We start from the raw sequence: 19,277 nt of genomic DNA, 5'->3' as shown, positions 1-19,277 counted from the left end.
ATAACTTTCGATCAGGAGTCGCGCGGCGTCGCGCCGCTCGCTTCGTCGGCCTTCGGGCGCTCGTCGGACAGGGGCTGGCCGGTCACCAGGAAATGGACGGTCTCGGCGATGTTGGTGGCGTGATCGCCGATGCGCTCCAGACCCTTGGCGATGAACAGCAGGTGCATGTGCGCCTGGAAGCGGTCCGGGGTCTCGGCGGCGGCGGCGGTCACCGCCTGGACGACGCTGGAGTGCAGCGCGTCCACCTCGTCGTCGTTGCGCCAGACCTGCAGGGCGCGCTCGGCGTCGCCCTCCACGTAGGCGTCGATCACCGTGCCCAGCCGCTCCCGCACCAGCCGGCCGAGCGCCGGCAGCCCGGCCAGCGCCGGCGTGTCCGGCAGCCCGCGCAACGCGGCGGAACGCTTGGCGATGTTGGCGGCGTGGTCGCCGATGCGCTCCAGGCTGCCGGCCATCTTCAGCGCCGCCATCACCTCGCGCAGGTCGTCGGCCACCGGCTGGCGCAGCACCAGCAGGCGCATGCTGGCGGCCTCGATCTCCTGCTGCTCGCGGTCGAGGCGGCCGTCGCCGCGCACCACCTCTCTGGCCAGCGTCGGGTCGCGCTGCACCAGGCAGGCCAGCGCACCGTCCACCTGGGTTTCCGCCGCCCCGGCCATCTCCACCACGCCGGAGCGCAGCTTCTTCAGCGCCTCCTCGTAGGCGGTGACAATGTGGCGGTGGGGCGGCTTCATGGAGGTCTCCGGGGCAAGTGGGCGCACCTTACGCGTTTGCCCGGTGATTGGCATCCGATAAGCGCAAAGGTGCCCACCGCCACGACAAAGCCGTTGCGGCGCCGCAGCGATTCCCCCTAGAACAGGCGGGGCCGCGGCGCGCGGGGCATAACGGAAAATTAACCCTGTTGGGCCAGTGTTCAGGCCGTTCGGGGCCTGCCGCACGGTCGCCTCCGACCCGCACTCTCCGCTTGAGCGCGGTCAAGTGTTCGTCTATGCAACGGGCGGCGGATGCGGTTCCTCGGACCCGCGATGCCGGCCAGGCCGTCTCAACCGCATGAAGAAGTAGTCGGGTCCATGCTTTCCAAACTTCTCGGCGTTCTGTCCGCCGACATGGCGATCGATCTGGGGACGGCCAACACCCTGGTCTACGTGAAGGGCCGCGGCATCGTGCTGAACGAGCCGTCGGTCGTGGCCATCGCCAACGTCCGCGGCAAGAAGCAGGTGCTGGCCGTCGGCGACGAGGCGAAGATGATGCTGGGCCGCACGCCCGGCAACATCCAGGCCATCCGCCCCCTCCGCGACGGCGTCATCGCCGACTTCGAAGTCGCCGAGGAGATGATCAAGCACTTCATCCGCAAGGTGCACAACCGCCGCAGCTTCGCCAGCCCGCAGGTCATCATCTGCGTGCCGTCGGGCTCCACCGCGGTCGAGCGCCGGGCCATCCAGGAATCGGCCGAGGCCGCCGGCGCGCGCCGGGTCTTCCTCATCGAGGAGCCCATGGCCGCCGCGATCGGCGCCGGGTTGCCGGTGACCGAGCCGACCGGCTCGATGGTCGTGGACATCGGTGGTGGCACCACCGAGGTGGCCGTGCTGTCGCTGGGCGGCATCGTCTACTCGCGCTCGGTGCGCGTCGGCGGCGACAAGATGGACGAGGCCATCATCGGCTACATCCGCCGCACCCATAACCTTCTCGTCGGCGAGGGCTCGGCCGAGCGCATCAAGAAGGAGATCGGCTCCGCCTGCCCGCCGGAGGACGGCGAGGGCCGGATCCTGGAGATCAAGGGCCGCGACCTGATGAACGGCGTGCCCAAGGAGCTGATCATCTCCGAGCGCCAGATCGCCGAGTCCCTGGCCGAGCCGGTCTCGGCCATCGTCGAGGCGGTCAAGGTGGCGCTGGAGCACACCGCGCCGGAGCTGGCGGCCGACATCGTCGACAAGGGCATCGTGCTCACCGGCGGCGGCGCGCTGCTGGGCAACCTGGACTTCGTGCTGCGGCACGCCACGGGGTTGCCGGTCTCCATCGCCGATGATCCGCTTTCGTGTGTCGCGCTGGGCACAGGCCGCGCGCTCGAAGAGATGAAGACGCTGCGAAACGTCTTGGTCAGCGCTTACTGATCGTGTAATCCTCGATTGGATACCGCGAGCCCCGTGATTCGCCTGAAACGCATCGGGACGAAGCCACGGGGCGCGTGGCGGCCAGCCTTCCTGGACGGGATGATCCTGTGAAGCCGCGAACCTCCGGATCCGTCGTTCGCCTTGCCGCGCCGTTGCGGGCGCTCGTCCAGCGATTCTCGTTCCTTCTGCTGGTCGCCGCTTCGGTCGCGCTGATGATGGTGGGCAAGGTCGATCCGGCCTTCGTCGATACGGCGCGCTCGCGCGTCACCGACGCCTTCGCGCCGATCCTCGACGCCCTGTCGCGCCCCGCCGCCACCGCCGCCCGCGTCATCGAATCCGTCGTCGATCTGCAGAACGTCTACGAAGAGAACCAGCGCCTCAAGGCGGAGAACGCCCGCCTGACGCAGTGGCGCCAGGCGGCGCTGCGGCTGGAGGCGGAGAACAACAGCCTGCGCTCGGTCCTGCGCTACAAGCCGGACCCGGCGGCGTCCTACATCACCGCGCGCGTCATCGCCGCGCCCGGCGCCACCTTCTTCCGCACGCTGGTGGTGACCGCCGGCAAGCGCGACGGGGTGCGCAAGGGGCAGGCGGCGCTGGCCGGCTCCGGCATGGTCGGCCGCGTGGTCGAGGTGGGCGAGTGGTCGTCGCGCGTGCTGCTGATCACCGACATCAACGCCCGCGTTCCGGTCGTTCTGGAAAGCTCGCGCCAGCGCGCGCTGCTGGCGGGCGACAATTCCGACCAGCCGAAGCTCATCTACCTGCCGCCCGACGCGGTGGCGACGGTGGGCGAGCGGGTGGTCACCTCGGGGCATGGCGGCGCCTATCCGCCCGGCATCCCCATCGGCGTCGTCGCCTCCGTCGGCGAGCGCGGCGTCCGTGTCCAGCCCATCGCCGACCTGTCGCGCCTGGAGCACCTCCGGCTCGTCGATTTCGGGCTGCCCGGCGGCCCCGGCGAGGTGGATCCACAGCGCGACTGGAAGTAACACGGGCTCCACGGAAACAGAGCGCGCCGCCGGCGCGATTGGCAGGGTATGACCGTTACTCTCTGGCAGCGTCTGGACAAGACCGGCCGCAACCTCGCCCCGTTCGCGGTCACGGTGATGTTGCTGCTGCTCGGCATGGTGCCGCTGCAGATCCCGTCCTACACGGAGATCGCGCCGGCGCTGACCCTCATGGCCGTCTACTACTGGGCGATCCACCGGCCCGACCTGCTGCGGCCGGGGGCGGTGTTCGCGCTCGGCCTGCTGCAGGACCTGCTGTCGGGGGCGCCGCTCGGCCTGAACGCGCTGACGCTGGTGTGCGTGCACTGGGCGGTGCTGACGCAGCGCCGCTTCTTCCTGGCCAACACCTTCGGCCTGATGTGGGTCGGCTTCGCCCTGATCGTGCTGGGCGCGGCGGTGCTGCAATGGCTGGTGGTGTGCGCGCTCAGCGCCTCCGCGGTGCCGTTCAACGCCCCGTTCTTCCAGGCGCTGCTGACCCTGGCGCTGTTCCCCGTGTTCGCGTGGCTGTTCATCCGCGTGCACCGGGCCTTCCTGCAAGGCTGAGCCCATGCCCAGACTGTCCGCCGAGCGCGACACCGACCGCTACCGCAGCTTCACCCGCCGCATGCTGGTGCTGGGCGGGCTGAAGGTCGGCCTGCTGTCCACCCTGGCGGGGCGGCTTTATTACCTGCAGGTCGTGCAGTCGGCCAAGTACACCATGCTGGCCGAGGAGAACCGCATCAGCCTGCGCCTGATCGCCCCGTCGCGCGGGCCGATCACCGACCGCTTCGGCGTGCCGCTGGCGATGAACCAGCAGAACTACCGCGTCGTCGTGGTGTCGGAGCGCACCAAGAACATCCCCGAGACGCTGGACAAGATCTCGCAGGTCGTGCCGCTGACCGACGGCGACCGGCGGCGCGTCATGCGCGAGATGCAGCGCAAGCGCCGCTTCGTGCCGGTCACCGTGCGCGAGAACCTGACCTGGGAGCAGGTGGCGACGCTGGAGATGAACATGCCCGACCTGCCGGGCGCGGCCATCGACGTCGGCGAGATCCGCTACTACCCGTTCGCCGAGGCGACGGCGCACATCCTGGGCTACGTCGGCGCGGTGGCGGAGGCGGAGCTGAACGGCGATCCCGTGCTGTCGCTGCCCGGCTTCCGCATCGGCAAGGGCGGCCTGGAGAAGTTCCACGAGAAGAACCTGCGCGGCACCGCCGGCACCAGCCAGCTGGAGGTCAACGCCGTCGGCCGCGTTATCCGCGAGCTGTCGCGCGACGAGGGGCAACCCGGCCGCGAGGTGCAGCTGACCATCGACATCGGGCTGCAGCAGTTCTGCCAGAAGCGGCTGTCGGAGGAGCAGAGCGCCGCGGCCGTAGTGATGGACGTGCACACCGGGGCGATCTACGCGCTGGCCTCGCACCCCACCTACGACCCCAACCAGTTCACCATGGGCATCAGCGCCGAGCTGTGGGAGGAGCTGCTGTCCAACCCCACCACGCCGCTGACCAACAAGGCGGTGGCGGGGCAGTACCCGCCCGGCTCGACCTTCAAGCCGGTGGTGGCGATGGCGGCGCTGGAGGCGGGGCTGGTCGGCCCGAAGCACACCGTGCACTGCCCCGGCTGGATGGAGCTGGGCGACCACCGCTTCCACTGCTGGAAGAAGGGCGGCCACGGGTCGGTGGACATGGTGGGGGCGCTGCGCGACTCCTGCGACGTGTTCTTCTACGACCTGGCGCGCCGGCTCGGCGTCGACCGCATCGCCGAGATGGCGAACCGCTTCGGCATGGGGCACGCGTCCGGCCTCGACCTGCCGCACGAGCGGCCGGGCCTGATCCCGACGCGCGAGTGGAAGAAGAAGGCGCTGAACCAGCCCTGGACGCAGGGCGAGTCGCTGATCGCCTCGATCGGGCAGGGCTACGTGCTGGCGACGCCGCTGCAGCTCGCCACCATGACTTGCCGGCTGGCCAACGGCGGCTTTGCGGTCAAGCCGCACCTGACCAAGCAGGTCAAGGGTGTGGCGGCGGAGACGACGAACTGGCCGAGCCTCGGCGTCAAGAAGGAGCACCTGGAGGTGGTGATGGCCGGCATGAACGCCGTCACCAACATCCAGGGCGGCACCGCCTACAAGGCGCGCATCACCGAGCCGGGGTTCGAGATGGCCGGCAAGACCGGCAGCGCCCAGGTGCGACGCATCACCATGGCCGAGCGCAGCACGGGCGTGAAGAAGAACGAGCAGCTGCCCTGGCGCGAGCGCGACCACGCGCTGTTCGTCGCCTTCGCGCCCGTCCACGCGCCGCGCTACGCCATCGGCCTGATTGTCGAGCACGGCGGCGGCGGCTCCACGGCGGCCGCGCCGATCGCGCGCGACATCCTGCTGGAGACCCAGAAGCGCGATCCCGGCCGCGCCGCGGTGGCCGATGCGCCGGAGCCGAAGGCCCCGCCGTCGCGCGGGTGAGCGGGCGGAAAAATCCGCGGTGCACCGGCGCTTTTTGCTATCGACAAGCTCCGGAGCCTTTGCTATACCGCGGGCCTCGCCGGACGGAACGAAAGTACGGACGGGCGGTTTCCCAGGAAGCCGTGCAGTCGAGTGAGATGGGCGCATAGCTCAGTTGGTAGAGCAGCTGACTCTTAATCAGCGGGTCCAAGGTTCGAGTCCTTGTGCGCCCACCATCTCCTCAAGACGCCGACACAGGATGGGCGCATAGCTCAGTTGGTAGAGCAGCTGACTCTTAATCAGCGGGTCCAAGGTTCGAGTCCTTGTGCGCCCACCATCCTGTTCCGACCTGACCACAAGGCCGCCTCCGGGCGGCCTTTGTCGTTTCCGGGATGATGTTGCCCCCCTCTCCCGCGAAGCGGGGGAAGGCTGGGGGAAAAGCGGCATCCAAAAGCAAAGACGCCGCGCGGCGGAACCCGGCGGCGTCTTTGGGGCAGCTCGTCCTTAAAGGCGACTCGATGGATCGCAGGCTATTCGGCGGCGCCGCTCATCACGCGCGGCCGGGCGACCGGCTGGCCGTTGCGGTAGTCCTGCAGGCGCGTGGCGCGCAGGCCGCGCACGCCGTGGCTGTCGATCAGCCGCTGCCAGGACAAAAACTCCTCCACCGACAGGGTGTAGCGGCGGCACGCCTCCTCAAGGCTGATCAAGCCCGAGCGCACGCCGGCCACCACCTCGGCCTTGCGCCGCATCACCCAACGCTTGGTGTTGGGCGGCGGCAGATCCTCTTCCGTTATCGGGCGGCCTTCCGGGCCGATGATCGACGCTCCGTTGGAGCCATCGTCGCTCATCAAGGTATCGCGAGATGACATGCGCGGACGCTCCACCACTGCTAGTGCTCTCCACGGTTGGGGAGTGTAACCGGGGCCACTTAACAAATACCTAAACGATAGGGTTAATGCTTTAGATGTCAAATAACTCGGCGAATTGGGCTCGAATGCCGGATATCCGGCCGGCCGCAGGGTGCTGCCGGCGGCCGGCGTGCAGCGTTCAGTGCACCGAATCGATGGAGGAGAGCTTCAGCTCCTTGCCACCCACCATCAGCGTGGTCTCGCCGTCCTTGGAGCCCACACCTTCGACGCGGCCGAACGTGTAGGTCTTCGGCGAGATGACCTCGCTCTCCTTCTCGCCGGTGGCCGAGGCGGTGATCTTGTAGGTGCCGGCGGGCACGGTGTTGCCCGACGAGTCCTTGTAGTCCCAGTTGAGCTGGTGCTTGCCGGCCGAGGTCTCACCCTTGAAGGTGCGCACCGTCTTGCCCGACGAATCGAGGATCTTGACGTCGACGCTCTTGGCCTTGCTGTCGAGCGAGTAGGCGAGCGGCGTGTCGGTGGTGTTGGCGTCCAGCGTGAAGCTGGAGCCCTCGTAGGACACCGTCTTGTTCAGGTAGCCCAGGTTGCTCGACGCCAGGGCCGACTGCTGCATCGACACCAGCTTGTCCAGGCGGGTGTTGGTGCCGATGTTCTGCTCCACGTTGGCGAACTGCACCAACTGGGCGGTCATCTCGTTGGTGTCCATCGGCTTCGTCGGATCCTGGTTCTTCAGCTGCGTGGTCAGCAGCGTCAGGAAGCTTCCGAAGTTGTCGCCCAGGCCCTTGAGGGCCGAACCCGTCGTGCTCGTCTCCGTCGTCTTGACGTCGGCCTTGTCGGACGTCTTGGTCTGCTGCCACTTCGTCTGGAGCTGCGAAACGTCCATGCCGTTGACGGTGGAGGTGGTGGTCATGACGGGGTCCTTTCCGGGTGGGCGGGTCAGACGCGCACGTCGACGCGCCCGGGTCCTAGGGTGAGGGTCTGCAGGATCGCCGCGTCGTCGACGGCGTCATCGCCGCCGCCGAAGCCGCGCCCCCGCTTGCCCGTGCTCTGCCGGCCACCGTCCTGCTGATCCGCGAAGGAAGGGGCGCCGTCGTCGCGCAGGCTGAAGCTGAGGCTGTCGCTGTCGGCCTTCAGTCCAGCCTCTTGCAAGGCCCGTTCCAATCCGCGCGCGTCGCGCTGCAGAAGCTCCAGCGTCTGCGGCCGATCGACCGCCACGATGGCGCTCACCCGCCCGTCCTGGGCGATTTCCAATCGGATGTCGATGCGCCCCAGTTCCTCCGGCTTCAGCATGATGGTGAAGCGCTCGTTGCCGTCGGCCACGTGCTTGTGAATGTTGACCGCGACCTGATCGGTCACGCCCAGCGGCAGGTGCGGCGACCGCATGGTCCGCAGCACGGCGGGGGCCGCTGCTTCGGTCGGGGCGGCAGGCTTGGCCGCGTCGGCCGGCAGAATGTGCCCGGTCGCCTGGTCCTTGTTGCCGGGCGCCTCTGCCGTGGGTGCAGCCGGCGCAGCGCCGGCGATCTCCTGCACCGCCGCGGCGTCGGCAACGGCGGCGGTGGAGTCCAGGGTGCGCGCCGGCGCGACCGGCTCGGGCGTGGCGACCTGCGGCTGCGGCGCGGCGGCGTCGCGCACGGCTTCGGCCGCCCCCTTGGCGGCGGGCTTCACGCCGGACTTCTCGGGTGTCTTGTCGGCGGCCTTCTCGGCCGATCGGGCGTCGAGCAGGCTGGCCAAATCGTCGGGCAGTCCGGCCTGGCCCTCGCCGGCCGTCTCCGGCGCTTTGGTCGTATCGGGCTTGACCGCGGTCTCCGTCGCCTCCGCCTTGCCGGCGGGCGTGGCGTTCGCCGTCTCGATGGTGCCGGCGCCGGCGATCACGTCCGCCTTATCGGCTTTCGGCGCTTCCGGCTTGACCGGCGCCGTCTTGCCGGCGGTCGCTTCGGCAATCGTCGGGTCGGTCTTCGCAGAGTCGGTGGTGGTCCCGGCCGTGGCGGGGATCGCGGCCGGCTGCGCGGCTGCGGCTGCGGCGGCAGCCGTGATGTCGTGGAGGGCCTTGTCCGGATCAGCCGGCTCCGTTTCGGCGGACGGAGCGCTGGGCGGAGCGGCCGGGGGCGCCGTCATGGCGGCGGCCATCGCGGCCATTGCGGCCGGATCGGCGGGGACGGCCGTCGGCGTACCAGGGGCGGGCGCAGCGGCGTTCACCGCGGCCGGTTGCTCGGCCGTGGCTCCCGGTTGGGCCGGGGTCTGGGCGGGGGCTGGCGCAGGCGTGCCGGACGGCTGGGCCGCCGCCGCGGCGAGCGCGGCGTCGAGGGCCGTCTGCGCCGCCTCGGCCATCGCCGGATCGATCGCCGTCCCGGCGGGCTGGGCCGGCTTGCCGGTGATGGCGGAGCTGGCGGCATCGGCGCCGGTGGCGATCACGGGATCGCCGGCTTTCCCCGGCACCGGAGCGGGGGCGCCCGGTTCGGTGGCAGGGGCGACGGTGACGTCGGCGGAGGCCTGGATGGTGGTCGTGGTGGTGACCGAACCGTCCCCGGCGATGAGCTGCACGACGGTTTCGACGACCGTCACCTCGGCCTCCACGACCGTGCCTTCGGGAGCGGCGCCGGCCTCGGGCGTCGCGAGTTCGACGGGGAGCCGCTCGGGGGTGTCGGGCTGGCCATCGGTTGCGGTGTCGGTCGCATCGCCGCCGTCGGTCTGGCCGGCGGCGGCCGTCTCGGCGTCGGCGGTCGCCTCGTCGGTCTTGGCGTCGCCGGTCGTTTCGCCCTTGTCGGCCTTGCGGGCGCCGTCGCTGCGTTCGGTGCGGGCCGGCTTGGCGGCGGTGGCGTGCTCGCCGGCCTTCTCCGGCGCCTTCTCCGGTGTCCTGGCGGGCGGCGCGTCGTCCTTGGCCGCGGGCTTGGGCGCCCTGTCCTCGGCGTGCGCCGCCTTGCGGGCGCCGTTTGCGGCGTGCGCCGCGTCGGCGCGCGGCGAGCGCGGCGGGGCGCGCTCGGCCGCCGGCTTCGGAGCCGCCGGCTGGGTGTCCTGCCAGCGGGTCGCCTGGAGCGGTGGGCGCTCGGTGGCGGGCGCGTCGGTCTCGGGCTTGCGGGCTTCCTCACGGGGAGCGGCGGGCTTGTGCGGCTCGGGCTTGCGGGCTTCCGGCCGGCGCTCGGCGGCGCGCGTCGCAGCCTGGTCGAGAAGCTGCGCGAACAGGTCGTCCTTGGCGCCCGTCGTCGCGGCGCCCACGGACGAGGAGTCGAAAGATGTCTGCGGGGCGAACGTGCGGATTTCCATGGGACGCCTTCCTTGCGCTGGCTTCTCACCTGCGGTGTAGCAACTCCCGGGCCAGATGCTTCATCGTGGAAGTTCAAGGGCTTGAGCGGCGTGCCCGGCAGTTCCCGCCGGGGGGCGGCAATTTCCGCCGGGTGGGCCGGCGCTTCTTGCCGGCCCCAAAAAGAAAGGGGCCGCCGTGCGGCAGCCCCTGAAGTTTGGATGGATGGAGGTGCTGAAATGCTTAGAGACAGGCGTTCAGCGTCGCCGAGGTCTGGGGGCCGCGCGTCGGCGCCCCGTAGCCGCGCAGCAGCGGGCCGTTGGATTGCCGCGGGCCGTAGGCCACGCCGGGCGCGGTCTGGCGCAGCTGGTTCATCGCGTGCACCATCATGTCGACCAGCGTCTGCTGCGTCTCGCCGGCGAGCTTCAGCGCGTGCACGTTGGCCCGCGCGCTCTCCGACAGGGTCTGCGTCGCGGCGGCGAGCCTTTCCTTGAGATCCGGGGCGAGCGCCGCCATTCCGGCGCGGTCGATGCGCAGCAGGCGCGACAGCTCCTCGTAGGCGATGCACAGCGGGTGCTTGCCGTTGGCCAGCGCCATGACCTCCTCGGCCGGCCGATGGTCGCGGACGGCGGCGGTCTCGCGGTCCATCTGCTGGGCGAGGCGGGCGCAGAGGTCCACCAGGGCGACCGCGCGCTCCTCGGCGTTCCGCGGCAGGTTGACCGGCTTGCGCTCGGTTGGGAAGCGGACGTCGACCTTATCCATGGCTGTTGGCCTCCTGGGCCCTGAGAAGCTCGCGATAGACGGAATCGGCGATGCCGATGCCGCCGCGGGAGCTCATCTGCTTGCCGTACTCGTTGACCAGCAGCGAGCGGAACATGTCCTCGCCATGGCCGCCGCCGAACATCGGGTCCGTCTCCACGGTCTCGAACATCGGCGCCAGCATCTGGCTGAGGAACTGCGTCTCGAACTCGTTGGCCGCCTTGCGCAGCTTGGAGTCCACCGCCGGGTCCACCTTGCCGCTCCCCTGGCCGCCCGCGGGGGCGCCGTAGGCCTTGTGGGCGGCGCGCTCGACCAGCGGGTTGAAGCGGGGGGCGGGCAGGGCGGGGGTTTGCAGGGCGGCGTCCATCAGATCACCTCGATCTCGGCTTGCAGGGCTCCGGCGGCCTTGATCGACTGGAGGATGGCGATCATGTCGCGCGGGCCCACACCCAGCGCATTCAAACTCTGTACCAACTCCTGCAGGGTGACGCCGGAGTTCATGACGGCGAGGCGGTTCTGCGACTGGTCGTCCACCTGGATGTCGGTGCGCGGCACCACCGCCGTCTGGCCGTTGGAGAACGGGCCGGGCTGGCTGACCTGCGGGGTCTCGGTGATGCGGATGGTCAGGTTGCCCTGGGCGATGGCGACCGTGGAGATGCGCACGTTCTCGCCCATCACGATGACGCCGGACTTCTCGTCCACCACCACGCGGGCCACCTGGTCTGGGGTGACGCGCAGCTGCTCGATCTCGGTGAGCAGGCCGACCACGTCGCCGCGCCGCGCCGGCGGCACCGTCAGCAGCACCGACGAGGGATCGGTGGCCTGGGCCATGTTGCCGCGCAGCTGCTGGTTGATGACCAGCGCCACGCGCTGGGCGGTGGTGAAGTCGGGGTTGCGCAGGGACAGGCGCAGCACCGGCAGCTCGGCCAATGCGAACTGGATCTCGCGCTCGACCAGGGCGCCCGAGGCGATGCGGCCGGAGGTCGGCACGCCGCGCGTCACGCTCGCCCCCTGGCCCGAGGCGGAGAAGCCGGACACCGCGATCGGCCCCTGACCGACCGCGTAGACCTCGCCGTCCGCGCCCATCAGTGGGGTGACCAGCAGCGTGCCGCCCAGCAGGCTCTTGGCGTCGCCCATGGCGCTGACCGTCACGTCGATGCGCGTGCCCTGCGCGGCGTAGGCCGGCAGCGTCGCCGTCACCATCACCGCCGCCACGTTCTTGGTGCGCAGGTTGGTGCCGCGGGTGTTGACGCCCATCCGCTCCAGCATGCCGATCAGGCTCTGCTCGGTGAAGGGCGAGTTGTTGAGGCTGTCGCCGGTGCCGTTCAGGCCGACCACCAGGCCGTAGCCGATCAGCATGTTGTCGCGCACGCCCTCGACGTCGAGGATGTCCTTGAGCCGGGCGGAGGACGCGGCGGCCGGGGCCGTCAGCGCCAGCGCAAGGCCCGCGGCCAGCGCAAGGCGGGCGACGATGCGGAGGAGGGCGGTCAGGGCGGTCTGTGTCATGGCGATGGTCTCTTCGCAAAAGCTCGCCTGAGCCTATGCGAAGCGCGTGCCAAGCCCGTAACGTCAGGTTCTCGTGCGCCGCCCGGTCGCCGGCGTCCAGTTTTTGCCCCAACGAGTCGGCACTTTTTGCCCAATTGCGGCAAACCTTGACCGGGTGTAAAGGTAAACGGGAGTGAAGTACGCCCTTTTCCGCTATGTGGTTGCGCAGAACATGAAAGTCGAAGGTCCCGGAAATCTTCGCGGCAGCGGCACGGTCCGGCGCACCGGCAAGGCCGATGCCTCGGGCGGCGCCAGCTTCGCCAAGCAACTGGTCGGCGACACCACCGCGACCCAAGGCGTGACCGGCGCGTCTGGCGTGTTCGGCGTCTCCAGCATGCTGGCGCTGCAGGAGGTGGACGACGCCACCGCGCGCGCCTCGCGCGGCAAGATGCGGGCGGAGGACATGCTCGACGTCATGGACGAGATCCGCCACGGCCTGCTGGCCGGCACCCTGTCGTCGCAGAAGCTGATGGATCTGCAACGAGTCGTACAGTCGCGCAAAGAGCAGGTGGACGACCCGAAGCTGTCGGAGATCCTCGACGAGATCGACCTGCGGGCGCAGGTGGAACTGGCCAAGTTGCAATCCTCGTGACACGCGCGGGCGCCGTTCGGTCCGAACGGGAAACCTTTTCGGGACTCCAAGGGCTTGCCTGTTTTCGCGATGCTCATCCGCAGGGTTGCGGGGCGGGGGCGGTCTACCTATACTCCGCGCCGCTCAGATTACCCTTTTGAGTTGGAAGCCATCGGATGTCCTCGCCGCTTCTGCCCCCGGGCTACACGCCGTCTGAAGACGAGCCGTTCATGAACCCGACGATGCGGGAGTACTTCCGCCAGAAGCTGCTGCGGTGGCGGGCGGAACTCCTCGCGGAGTCGAACGAGACGCTGCACAGCCTTCAGGAAGGCGGGATCCAGGAGCCGGACATCGCCGACCGCGCGTCCGCCGAGACCGACCGCGCCCTGGAACTGCGCACCCGCGACCGCGAGCGCAAGCTGATCTCCAAGATCGACGCGGCGCTGGAGCGCATCGTGGACGGCTCCTACGGCTATTGCGAGGAGACCGGCGAGCCGATCTCCGTGCGCCGCCTCGACGCGCGCCCCATCGCGACGCTGAGCCTGGAAGCCCAGGAGCGGCACGAGCGCATGGAGCGCACCCAGCGCGACGACTGAACGACGCCGGCCCCGGATCAGGGCGGACCGGCCGGGAATCCCGGCAGGCCGCCCTTTATTCATGCGCGCGAGTCGGGCGCCTTGCGGAACAGCGCCACGTTCCGCCCGGCCATCTCCAGCGCCCAGCCGAATCGGCCGGCGATCCAGGCCAGCGTTTCGGGCCGGTAGAAGGTGACGTGGCTGACCTCGCGGATGTAGGGCCAGCCGGCGAACGCCGCGTCGTCGTACAGAACCCCAGTCATCAGCGCCAGCCACCCGCCCGGCCGCAACAGCGCGTCGAGCTGCGCGAATCCGGCGGCGGGCTGGTGGAAGTGCTCGGCCACCTCGGTGCAGGTGACGAAGTCGTAGCGGCGCGCCAGGGCGTCGGCGTCGGGATGGAACAGCGGGTCGTAGTTGCGCACCGCGAAGCCGCGCTCTCCCAGCATCGCCGCGATGGCCGGTCCCGGCCCGCAGCCGAAGTCCAACCCCTCCGCCTCCGGTTCCAGGCGCTCCAGCAGCGGGTCGGTGACCTGCGCCAGGAAGCGGCGGTAGCGGGGATCGCCGGGATCGTTGCGGTGCAGGCCGTATTCGGCCCGCTCCTCCTCCGGCGTGGGCAGCTGCGCCGGGTCGAGGACGGTGAGCGCGCAGGCGCCGCAACGGAGATAACGCCGGCCGCGCACCTCGGCGAACGGAGTGAGGGTGACGGCGTGGCACAGGGGGCAGGGCAGGGGCATGGGAGTCTCGCTCATTCCGGGCGAACGCTCCGGCCGGCCATTTCAGCCCAGCATCAGTCCAGCGTCCAGCGCGTCATCTCGGGAAAGGTCGGCAATCCGTTGTCGTGCAGAAGGCCGTACACGCCGGAGAACCCGGTCATGCCCGCTTGCGCCAGGGCCATCGGGCCGTAGTGGGTTCCCCGCTCCAGCCACGCCAGCATCGGATGAGTCCCCTCGTACTGGTCGCGGTTGTAGGACTCCGGGAAGAAGACGCAATCCATCGGCAGCCCGAGATGCCGGACGACGGCGTAGGACCAGGCCTGGGACATGAACTCGCCCATCTGCGCCGCCCGGGCGAGTTCCGGATTCGCGGGCTCCTCCGCGACGAGGGCCTCGATGTCCGCCTGCAGGTCCCTGCCCAGGCGCGGCCAGTAGCGGCGCGGCACGACGATGATGTGTCCGGCCTCGTGCAGGAGGTCGCCCGATCCGGTCAGCGTGCCGGGATCGACGTGGATCACCCCGGCGTGGATGTTCACGCCCGGCAGGAAGCCATCGTGCGCCCCCTCGCCGTACGCGACGCCCAGGCCGATGCCGCGCAGGAAGGCGACGATGGGCTCCAGCGCTTCCGGGTGATGCATCCGCCTTCTCCGTTTGTTTAAAATCCGCGTGGATCATCGCGGAATGAGCGCGGGCAGGCAACACGTGCCGCTGGATGCGGGTGTTTCGCGTTGTCGCAGTGACGAATCCAGGGCAAACTCCTTGTCGGCGGCAGGCCCTATGCAAAATCCTCAACAATTTAATCAAAAGGGTTTCACCCGTTTGAAGATATTGCTGCCACGGACGCGGAAGGTCATATCGCGGGTTGAGCCGAGGTCGTAAATTCAACCCGGCCTGTTGATTGCCGGGGCACACGTTGTGAAGTCAAAGAAGCCTTCCCTGGATACCGAGACGCTGCTGCTCGGTCCGTTGCCGACCGATGCGATCAACTGGGCGCTTGATCTGGACCTCGAACCGGGCGTGACGGTGCTGACCGCGATCATCAGCAAGCATGTTCGGCGGCGCCACCCGGACGATCACGCACGTTGCCTGCCGCACGTGGCCTCGGTGGTCGCCGCGCCGCTGTATGTTGGGGATGACTTCCGTAACCCCGGCAAGATCGAGCTGATCGGGCGCGTTTCCGCGCTTGGATCGGCGTTGCTGGTCGCCGTTGAGATGACAAGGAACGAGCGCGGAGAGTACGAGGTGCGGTCGTTTTACCCCGTCAAGGACGGCAAAGTGCAGCACCGCCTCCAACGAGGCTTCCTGAAACGCGTGCAGAAACGCTGAAGGCCCCGCGTGGGCGGGGCCTTTGAAACTTGGTTTCGGAACTTGAGCCGGGATGCAACCCCCGGATCTCTTCGCCCTTACAGGTTACTTCACCCCACCGGCCGCAGCCGGCTTGGTGCGTGAGACAGCCGTTCTCACCTCAGCAAGCTCCGAAACCCCTTCTATATCGGCTCGTTGGGAGCATCCGTCAACCAATCCGGCAACTCCGTGTCCAAAAGGAAAGGCCGGCAGTTTCTGCCGGCCCTTTCTGCCCACCCGCCTCGCGACGCCGGGTTCTCCGGCGCGCGGATCAGAACGGCGAGATGATGTCGAAGATCTGCTGGCCGTAGCGCGGCTGCTGCACGTCGCTCAGCTGGCCGCGGCCGCCGTAGGCGATGCGGGCCTCGGCGATCTTCTCGTAGCTGATGGTGTTCTGCGCGGTGATGTCCTCGGGGCGGATCACGCCGGTGATGTTCAGGTCGCGCAGCTCGTAGTTCACGCGCACCTCCTGGCGGCCCTGGATGACCAGGTTGCCGTTCGGCAGCGTCTGGGTGACGAGCGCAGCGACCTTCAGCTCGATCTGCTCCTTGCGGGTGATGTTGCCCTTGCCGTCGTTCGAGCTCTTGCTGGAGGCGTCGAGCAGCTTGGAGGGATCGACGGCGCTCGGCAGCGCGTTCTTGAACTGGCTCTCCAGGCCCAGCAGGCTGGGCAGGCCCATGTTCTCGCTGTTGTCGCGCGACTTCTTGGTCTCGTTGGCCATCTGCGCCTGATCGTTGATGGTGATCAGCACCGTCAGGATGTCGCCGACCTGCTTGGCGCGCTGGTCCTTGAAGAACGCCTTGGAGCCCGAGCGCCACAGCGAGTTGGGGTTGCGCTCCGTCGGCATCGGCGTCGGCATCGGCAGGCTCACCGGCTGGTAGCCCGGCTGCGTGTACGGATCCTTGATCTGGCTGAGCTGCGGGCCGGAGCCGACCTCGGACAGCCGGGTCGCGGCGTTGCAGGCGGCCAGCGACGCGGCGAGGGCGGCGGCCAGCGTGAGCCGGGCGGCGATGCGGAGGGCGGGGCGGGCGGTCATGGCTGCGTTCCTTCGTCGGTCGTGAGCCGGGCGATTTTTGCCGGCCGGGTGGGGCTTGCCCTACTTAGCTGCAACGGCCGTGCCAGGGCGGCCGACCGACACCCGGCCGGGGCCGGAGACCACCGCCTCGACGATGCGGTTGGACGCGGTGTTGACCACGCGGATCACGTCGCCCTTGCCGCCTTCCTGCAGCGCCTTGCCCTGCGTGGAGAGCGACATGCTGCCGGTCTCCAGCGTGATGGTGACGAGCGCACCCTTGTCCACGATGCGCGGCGACTGCAGGTCGCGGATGCGCACCGGCTGGTTCACCGGGATGCCGCGCTTCGGCGTCATGCCGATCAGCTGCGCCTCGGTGGCGGCGACGTCGGTGCCGGCCTGGTCGGCGCGCAGCTCGACCCAGTCCACGTCGCCCGCGGTGATGGTGTCGCCCGGCGACACGCGGTGGCTGAGCACCGGCACGTCCACGGTGCCGTACGCGCGGCCGGAGACCGGCAGGCGCGCGGTGGTGCCGGGCACCACCAGTTCGGCCGCGAAGCGGGCCTGCACCGGGTTGTAGTAGAGGTTCTCGACCCGCGCCGCGCCGGTCGGCGTCTGGCCGGCGGGCACGCGCAGCTCGGCCGCGCGGTTGTCGATCTCCAGGCGCATGCGGCCGACCGTGATGTGGCGCGCCAGCGCCTCGCCCAGCGCCGCTTCCGCGTGGGTGGTGCCGTACACGAGGCTCTGGGGCTCGGCAGAAAACGCCGGGCCGGCAAGAAGTGCCAGGCCGAGGTTGCCGAGGAGGAGGGCGCGGGCGGCGGTGCGGCGGAACATGGCGGGTACTCCGTGGAACGCGGGACAGGCGGCGCGCGGCGTCAGCGCATCTGGCCGGCCTGCTGCATCATCTCGTCGGTGGTCTTGATGACCTTGGAATTCATCTCGTAGGCGCGCTGGGCGGAGATCAGCGTGGTGATCTCCTGCACGATGTTGACGTTCGAGGTCTCCAGCGCACCCTGCACCAGGCGGCCGAAGCCGGGGGAGCCGGGGTTGCCGGCGACCGCCTCGCCCGAGGCCGGGGTCTGCATGAACAGGTTGTCGCCCACCGCCTCCAGGCCGCCGGCGTTGGCGAAGGCGGCCAGCTGGATCTGCCCGACGTTCTGCGGATTCACCTGGCCGTCCAGCTTCACCATCACCTCGCCCGACGGGTTGATCGCGATGTCCACCGCGTTGGTCGGGATGGTCATGGCCGGCTGCACCTGGTAGCCGTCGGCGGTGACGATCGTGCCCTCGGCCGACAGCTTGAAGTTGCCGGCGCGGGTGTAGGCGGTGTCGCCGCTCGGCAACGCCACCTGGAAGTAGCCGGTGCCGTTGACCGCCACGTCCAGCTTGTTGTCGGTGACGTTCAGGTTGCCCTGCTCGAGGATGCGGCCGACCGAGGCGACGCGCACGCCGGCGCCGATCTGCACGCCGGTCGGCACCGTGGTGCCGGCGTCCGACGAGGTCGAGCCGATGCGGCGGAAGTTCTGGTAGAGCAGGTCCTGGAACTCGGCGCGCTGCTTCTTGAACGCGGTCGTCGTCGAGTTGGCGATGTTGTTCGAGATGGTCTCGACGTTGAGCTGCTGGGCCAGCATTCCGGTGGCACCGATGGCGAGGCTGCGCATGGCTGTATACTCCCGTTTTCTTCGCTCAGACGGTGCGGCCGAGCCGCTGGATGACGTTGCGGATGCGCTCGTTCTCGGTCTCGATCATCTTCTGCGCCTGCTGATACTGGCGGTTGATGTCGATCATGTTGGTCATCTCGAGAACCGGCTTCACGTTGGATTGCTCAAGCATACCCTGTGCCACTTTCGTCTCCGCCGGGGCCGCCTGGGGCTCCTCGTCGCTGACGTAGAGGCCGGCGCCGACCTCGGTCATCATCTGCTCGCGCCGGAACGTCACGACGTTCAGGCGGGCGACCGGGCCCAGCTCGGTGGTGACGGTGCCGTCGCCCTTGACCTCGACGGTGGTGGTGTTCGGCGGGATGGTGATCGGCTGGCCGTTGTCGGCGAGCACCGGCAGGCCGCTGCCGTCCACCAGCTGGCGCTGGGCGTCCATGCGGAACGAGCCGTTGCGGGTGTAGCGGCGGCCCGACGCGGTATCGACGGTGAAGTAGCCGGGGCCGGTCAGCGCCAGGTCCAGCGGGTTGCCGGTGCTGATGGTGCCGCCGGCGGTCAGGTCGCGCACCACGGCGCGGTCCTGGACCATGCTGACCTGCTCGTGCATGGCGGGGCGCTGCAGGAACTCGGTGAACATCACGCGCTGCTGCTTGAAGCCGGTGGTGTTCATGTTGGCGACGTTGTTGGCCACAATGTCCATCTGCCGGCGCAGCGCGCTCTGGCGCGACAGGGCGATGTAGATCGGGTTTTCCATCGTCGTCTCTTCCGGTTCTCGCAGCCGCTGCGACCACCGCATCGGCGCTGAACCCTATGCAGCCGGCGTGCCAATCCGGGAAAGTCGAGGATTCCGCAGGTGGGCGGGCGCTGCGGCGGGGTTTGCCCGGCAAAAGCTGCCGCGCCCGGACGGAACTGCCGGGCAAGGTTGGGCCGCACCGGGGCGTTCCGTCCCCACGTGGTGGAGACGGTGCGGGCCGCGTGGCCGCCGAGGGCCGCGCCGGCAGGGCCGGAGGCGCTGGGATACGGGCCACCGCCGTCCTGCGGCGCGACCATGCGGGCAGGGGAGGGCGGAGACCCGTGTCCGAACGGACTCCGGGCTATGTCGGGGGAGAGCTAATCAAGAAGCGTGCCGGTGGCGGCTTGCCAAGGCGGAAGGGCCCCCCTAGACTCCCTGGCATGAACGACATGTTGCATGTTCGTCGCATCGACCCCGAACGCCGCGATGCGCTCAAGAAGGCGCTCGACGACGAGATCGCGCTCGGACTGGAGCAGGTCCGTTCGGGACAGGTTGCCGATCTGGATGCGCTGTTCGACGCGCTGGAGCACGAACTCTCCGCCGAAGCGAACGATCCTCAGGGCCCGCGCTGAGGTCAGATGCGCTTCGCATCCGAGCTTGCCCCCCTTGAGATCAGGAGCGCCATCGAGGATCGCGCTGCTGGAGTGCGGTCGCCTGTCGGCGCAGGCCTTCCTGGGGGATATTCGG

21 protein-coding genes and 2 tRNA genes are annotated in these 19,277 nt (G+C 69.3%); 10 read left to right on the top strand and 13 right to left on the bottom strand.

The window, feature by feature from the left end; genetic code table 11:
* Window positions 1–11 precede the first annotated feature (11 nt).
* Window positions 12–728, bottom strand: coding sequence for a phosphate signaling complex protein PhoU (phoU, locus tag ACRWK7_RS19700; protein ID WP_431857985.1), 717 nt, complete (start codon window positions 726–728; stop codon window positions 12–14).
* 336 nt (window positions 729–1,064) lie between these two features.
* Here phoU and ACRWK7_RS19695 point away from each other — a divergent pair, with 336 nt between their 5' ends.
* The 6 genes from ACRWK7_RS19695 to ACRWK7_RS19670 all read left to right on the top strand — a co-directional run bounded on the left by ACRWK7_RS19695 (window position 1,065) and on the right by ACRWK7_RS19670 (window position 5,856).
* Window positions 1,065–2,105, top strand: a complete 1,041-nt coding sequence (locus ACRWK7_RS19695; RefSeq protein WP_014240000.1) for a rod shape-determining protein — start codon at window positions 1,065–1,067, stop codon at window positions 2,103–2,105.
* A gap of 107 nt (window positions 2,106–2,212) precedes the next feature.
* A complete protein-coding gene (gene mreC, locus ACRWK7_RS19690) occupies window positions 2,213–3,088 on the top strand; it encodes a rod shape-determining protein MreC (protein WP_431857984.1) in 876 nt (291 codons plus the stop codon).
* A gap of 48 nt (window positions 3,089–3,136) precedes the next feature.
* Window positions 3,137–3,649, top strand: coding sequence for a rod shape-determining protein MreD (mreD, locus tag ACRWK7_RS19685; RefSeq protein WP_431857983.1), 513 nt, complete (start codon window positions 3,137–3,139; stop codon window positions 3,647–3,649).
* A 4-nt stretch (window positions 3,650–3,653) separates the two neighbouring features.
* Complete coding sequence (gene mrdA, locus ACRWK7_RS19680) at window positions 3,654–5,540, top strand: penicillin-binding protein 2 (RefSeq protein ID WP_431857982.1); 1,887 nt, start codon at window positions 3,654–3,656, stop codon at window positions 5,538–5,540.
* 139 nt (window positions 5,541–5,679) lie between these two features.
* Window positions 5,680–5,755, top strand: a tRNA-Lys gene (locus tag ACRWK7_RS19675).
* A 25-nt stretch (window positions 5,756–5,780) separates the two neighbouring features.
* Window positions 5,781–5,856, top strand: a tRNA-Lys gene (locus ACRWK7_RS19670).
* A 193-nt stretch (window positions 5,857–6,049) separates the two neighbouring features.
* Here ACRWK7_RS19670 and ACRWK7_RS19665 read toward each other — a convergent pair.
* The 6 genes from ACRWK7_RS19665 to ACRWK7_RS19640 all read right to left on the bottom strand — a co-directional run bounded on the left by ACRWK7_RS19665 (window position 6,050) and on the right by ACRWK7_RS19640 (window position 11,888).
* A complete protein-coding gene (locus ACRWK7_RS19665) occupies window positions 6,050–6,367 on the bottom strand; it encodes a DUF1153 domain-containing protein (RefSeq protein WP_431857981.1) in 318 nt (105 codons plus the stop codon).
* 199 nt (window positions 6,368–6,566) lie between these two features.
* Entirely contained in the window at window positions 6,567–7,295 is a 729-nt protein-coding gene (locus tag ACRWK7_RS19660; RefSeq protein WP_431857980.1) for a flagellar hook assembly protein FlgD, read from the bottom strand.
* 26 nt (window positions 7,296–7,321) lie between these two features.
* On the bottom strand, window positions 7,322–9,646 hold the full coding sequence (locus tag ACRWK7_RS19655) for a flagellar hook-length control protein FliK (RefSeq protein WP_431857979.1): 2,325 nt from the start codon (window positions 9,644–9,646) through the stop codon (window positions 7,322–7,324).
* Between the two features lie 220 nt (window positions 9,647–9,866).
* Window positions 9,867–10,385 (bottom strand): flagellar basal-body protein, encoded by a 519-nt coding sequence (locus ACRWK7_RS19650; protein WP_431857978.1) that lies wholly within the window; start codon window positions 10,383–10,385, stop codon window positions 9,867–9,869.
* Window positions 10,378–10,749, bottom strand: coding sequence for a rod-binding protein (locus tag ACRWK7_RS19645; RefSeq protein ID WP_431857977.1), 372 nt, complete (start codon window positions 10,747–10,749; stop codon window positions 10,378–10,380). The genes ACRWK7_RS19650 and ACRWK7_RS19645 overlap by 8 nt, the downstream gene beginning before the upstream one ends.
* Window positions 10,749–11,888 carry a flagellar basal body P-ring protein FlgI gene (locus tag ACRWK7_RS19640; RefSeq protein ID WP_431857976.1) on the bottom strand — a complete coding sequence of 380 codons (1,140 nt, stop codon included), beginning with the start codon at window positions 11,886–11,888 and terminating at the stop codon, window positions 10,749–10,751. The genes ACRWK7_RS19645 and ACRWK7_RS19640 overlap by 1 nt, the downstream gene beginning before the upstream one ends.
* Window positions 11,889–12,099: 211 nt before the next feature.
* Here ACRWK7_RS19640 and ACRWK7_RS19635 point away from each other — a divergent pair, with 211 nt between their 5' ends.
* Together ACRWK7_RS19635 and dksA are read left to right on the top strand one after the other, a co-directional pair.
* Window positions 12,100–12,519: a flagellar assembly protein FliX gene (locus tag ACRWK7_RS19635; protein ID WP_431857975.1), complete on the top strand. Its 420-nt coding sequence runs from the start codon at window positions 12,100–12,102 to the stop codon at window positions 12,517–12,519.
* A gap of 155 nt (window positions 12,520–12,674) precedes the next feature.
* Window positions 12,675–13,094 carry an RNA polymerase-binding protein DksA gene (gene dksA / locus ACRWK7_RS19630; protein ID WP_109121172.1) on the top strand — a complete coding sequence of 140 codons (420 nt, stop codon included), beginning with the start codon at window positions 12,675–12,677 and terminating at the stop codon, window positions 13,092–13,094.
* A gap of 59 nt (window positions 13,095–13,153) precedes the next feature.
* On the opposite strand, the gene ACRWK7_RS19625 is transcribed toward dksA, so the two are convergent.
* Together ACRWK7_RS19625 and ACRWK7_RS19620 are read right to left on the bottom strand one after the other, a co-directional pair.
* Window positions 13,154–13,822, bottom strand: a complete 669-nt coding sequence (locus ACRWK7_RS19625; RefSeq protein ID WP_431857974.1) for a class I SAM-dependent methyltransferase — start codon at window positions 13,820–13,822, stop codon at window positions 13,154–13,156.
* 38 nt (window positions 13,823–13,860) lie between these two features.
* Window positions 13,861–14,424: a hypothetical protein gene (locus ACRWK7_RS19620; protein WP_431857973.1), complete on the bottom strand. Its 564-nt coding sequence runs from the start codon at window positions 14,422–14,424 to the stop codon at window positions 13,861–13,863.
* Between the two features lie 277 nt (window positions 14,425–14,701).
* Here ACRWK7_RS19620 and ACRWK7_RS19615 point away from each other — a divergent pair, with 277 nt between their 5' ends.
* Window positions 14,702–15,112, top strand: a complete 411-nt coding sequence (locus tag ACRWK7_RS19615; RefSeq protein WP_431857972.1) for a hypothetical protein — start codon at window positions 14,702–14,704, stop codon at window positions 15,110–15,112.
* A 289-nt stretch (window positions 15,113–15,401) separates the two neighbouring features.
* Here ACRWK7_RS19615 and flgH read toward each other — a convergent pair whose 3' ends face one another.
* Genes flgH through flgF form a run of 4 tightly spaced genes read right to left on the bottom strand, consistent with a single transcriptional unit; the run spans window position 15,402 to window position 18,551 of the window.
* The gene (gene flgH, locus ACRWK7_RS19610) at window positions 15,402–16,166 is read right to left on the bottom strand and encodes a flagellar basal body L-ring protein FlgH (protein WP_431857971.1); all 765 of its coding nucleotides are present in this window, start codon (window positions 16,164–16,166) and stop codon (window positions 15,402–15,404) included.
* 60 nt (window positions 16,167–16,226) lie between these two features.
* On the bottom strand, window positions 16,227–16,976 hold the full coding sequence (gene flgA / locus ACRWK7_RS19605) for a flagellar basal body P-ring formation chaperone FlgA (RefSeq protein WP_431857970.1): 750 nt from the start codon (window positions 16,974–16,976) through the stop codon (window positions 16,227–16,229).
* Window positions 16,977–17,017: 41 nt separating this feature from the next.
* Complete coding sequence (gene flgG, locus ACRWK7_RS19600; protein WP_431857969.1) at window positions 17,018–17,803, bottom strand: flagellar basal-body rod protein FlgG; 786 nt, start codon at window positions 17,801–17,803, stop codon at window positions 17,018–17,020.
* A 25-nt stretch (window positions 17,804–17,828) separates the two neighbouring features.
* Entirely contained in the window at window positions 17,829–18,551 is a 723-nt protein-coding gene (flgF, locus tag ACRWK7_RS19595) for a flagellar basal-body rod protein FlgF (protein WP_431857968.1), read from the bottom strand.
* 419 nt (window positions 18,552–18,970) lie between these two features.
* Here flgF and ACRWK7_RS19590 point away from each other — a divergent pair, with 419 nt between their 5' ends.
* The gene (locus tag ACRWK7_RS19590) at window positions 18,971–19,162 is read left to right on the top strand and encodes a hypothetical protein (protein ID WP_431857967.1); all 192 of its coding nucleotides are present in this window, start codon (window positions 18,971–18,973) and stop codon (window positions 19,160–19,162) included.
* Window positions 19,163–19,277 lie beyond the last annotated feature (115 nt).

This window comes from Azospirillum sp. (genome assembly GCF_050789165.1).
This window is presented reverse-complemented; position numbering and strand designations above follow the sequence as displayed.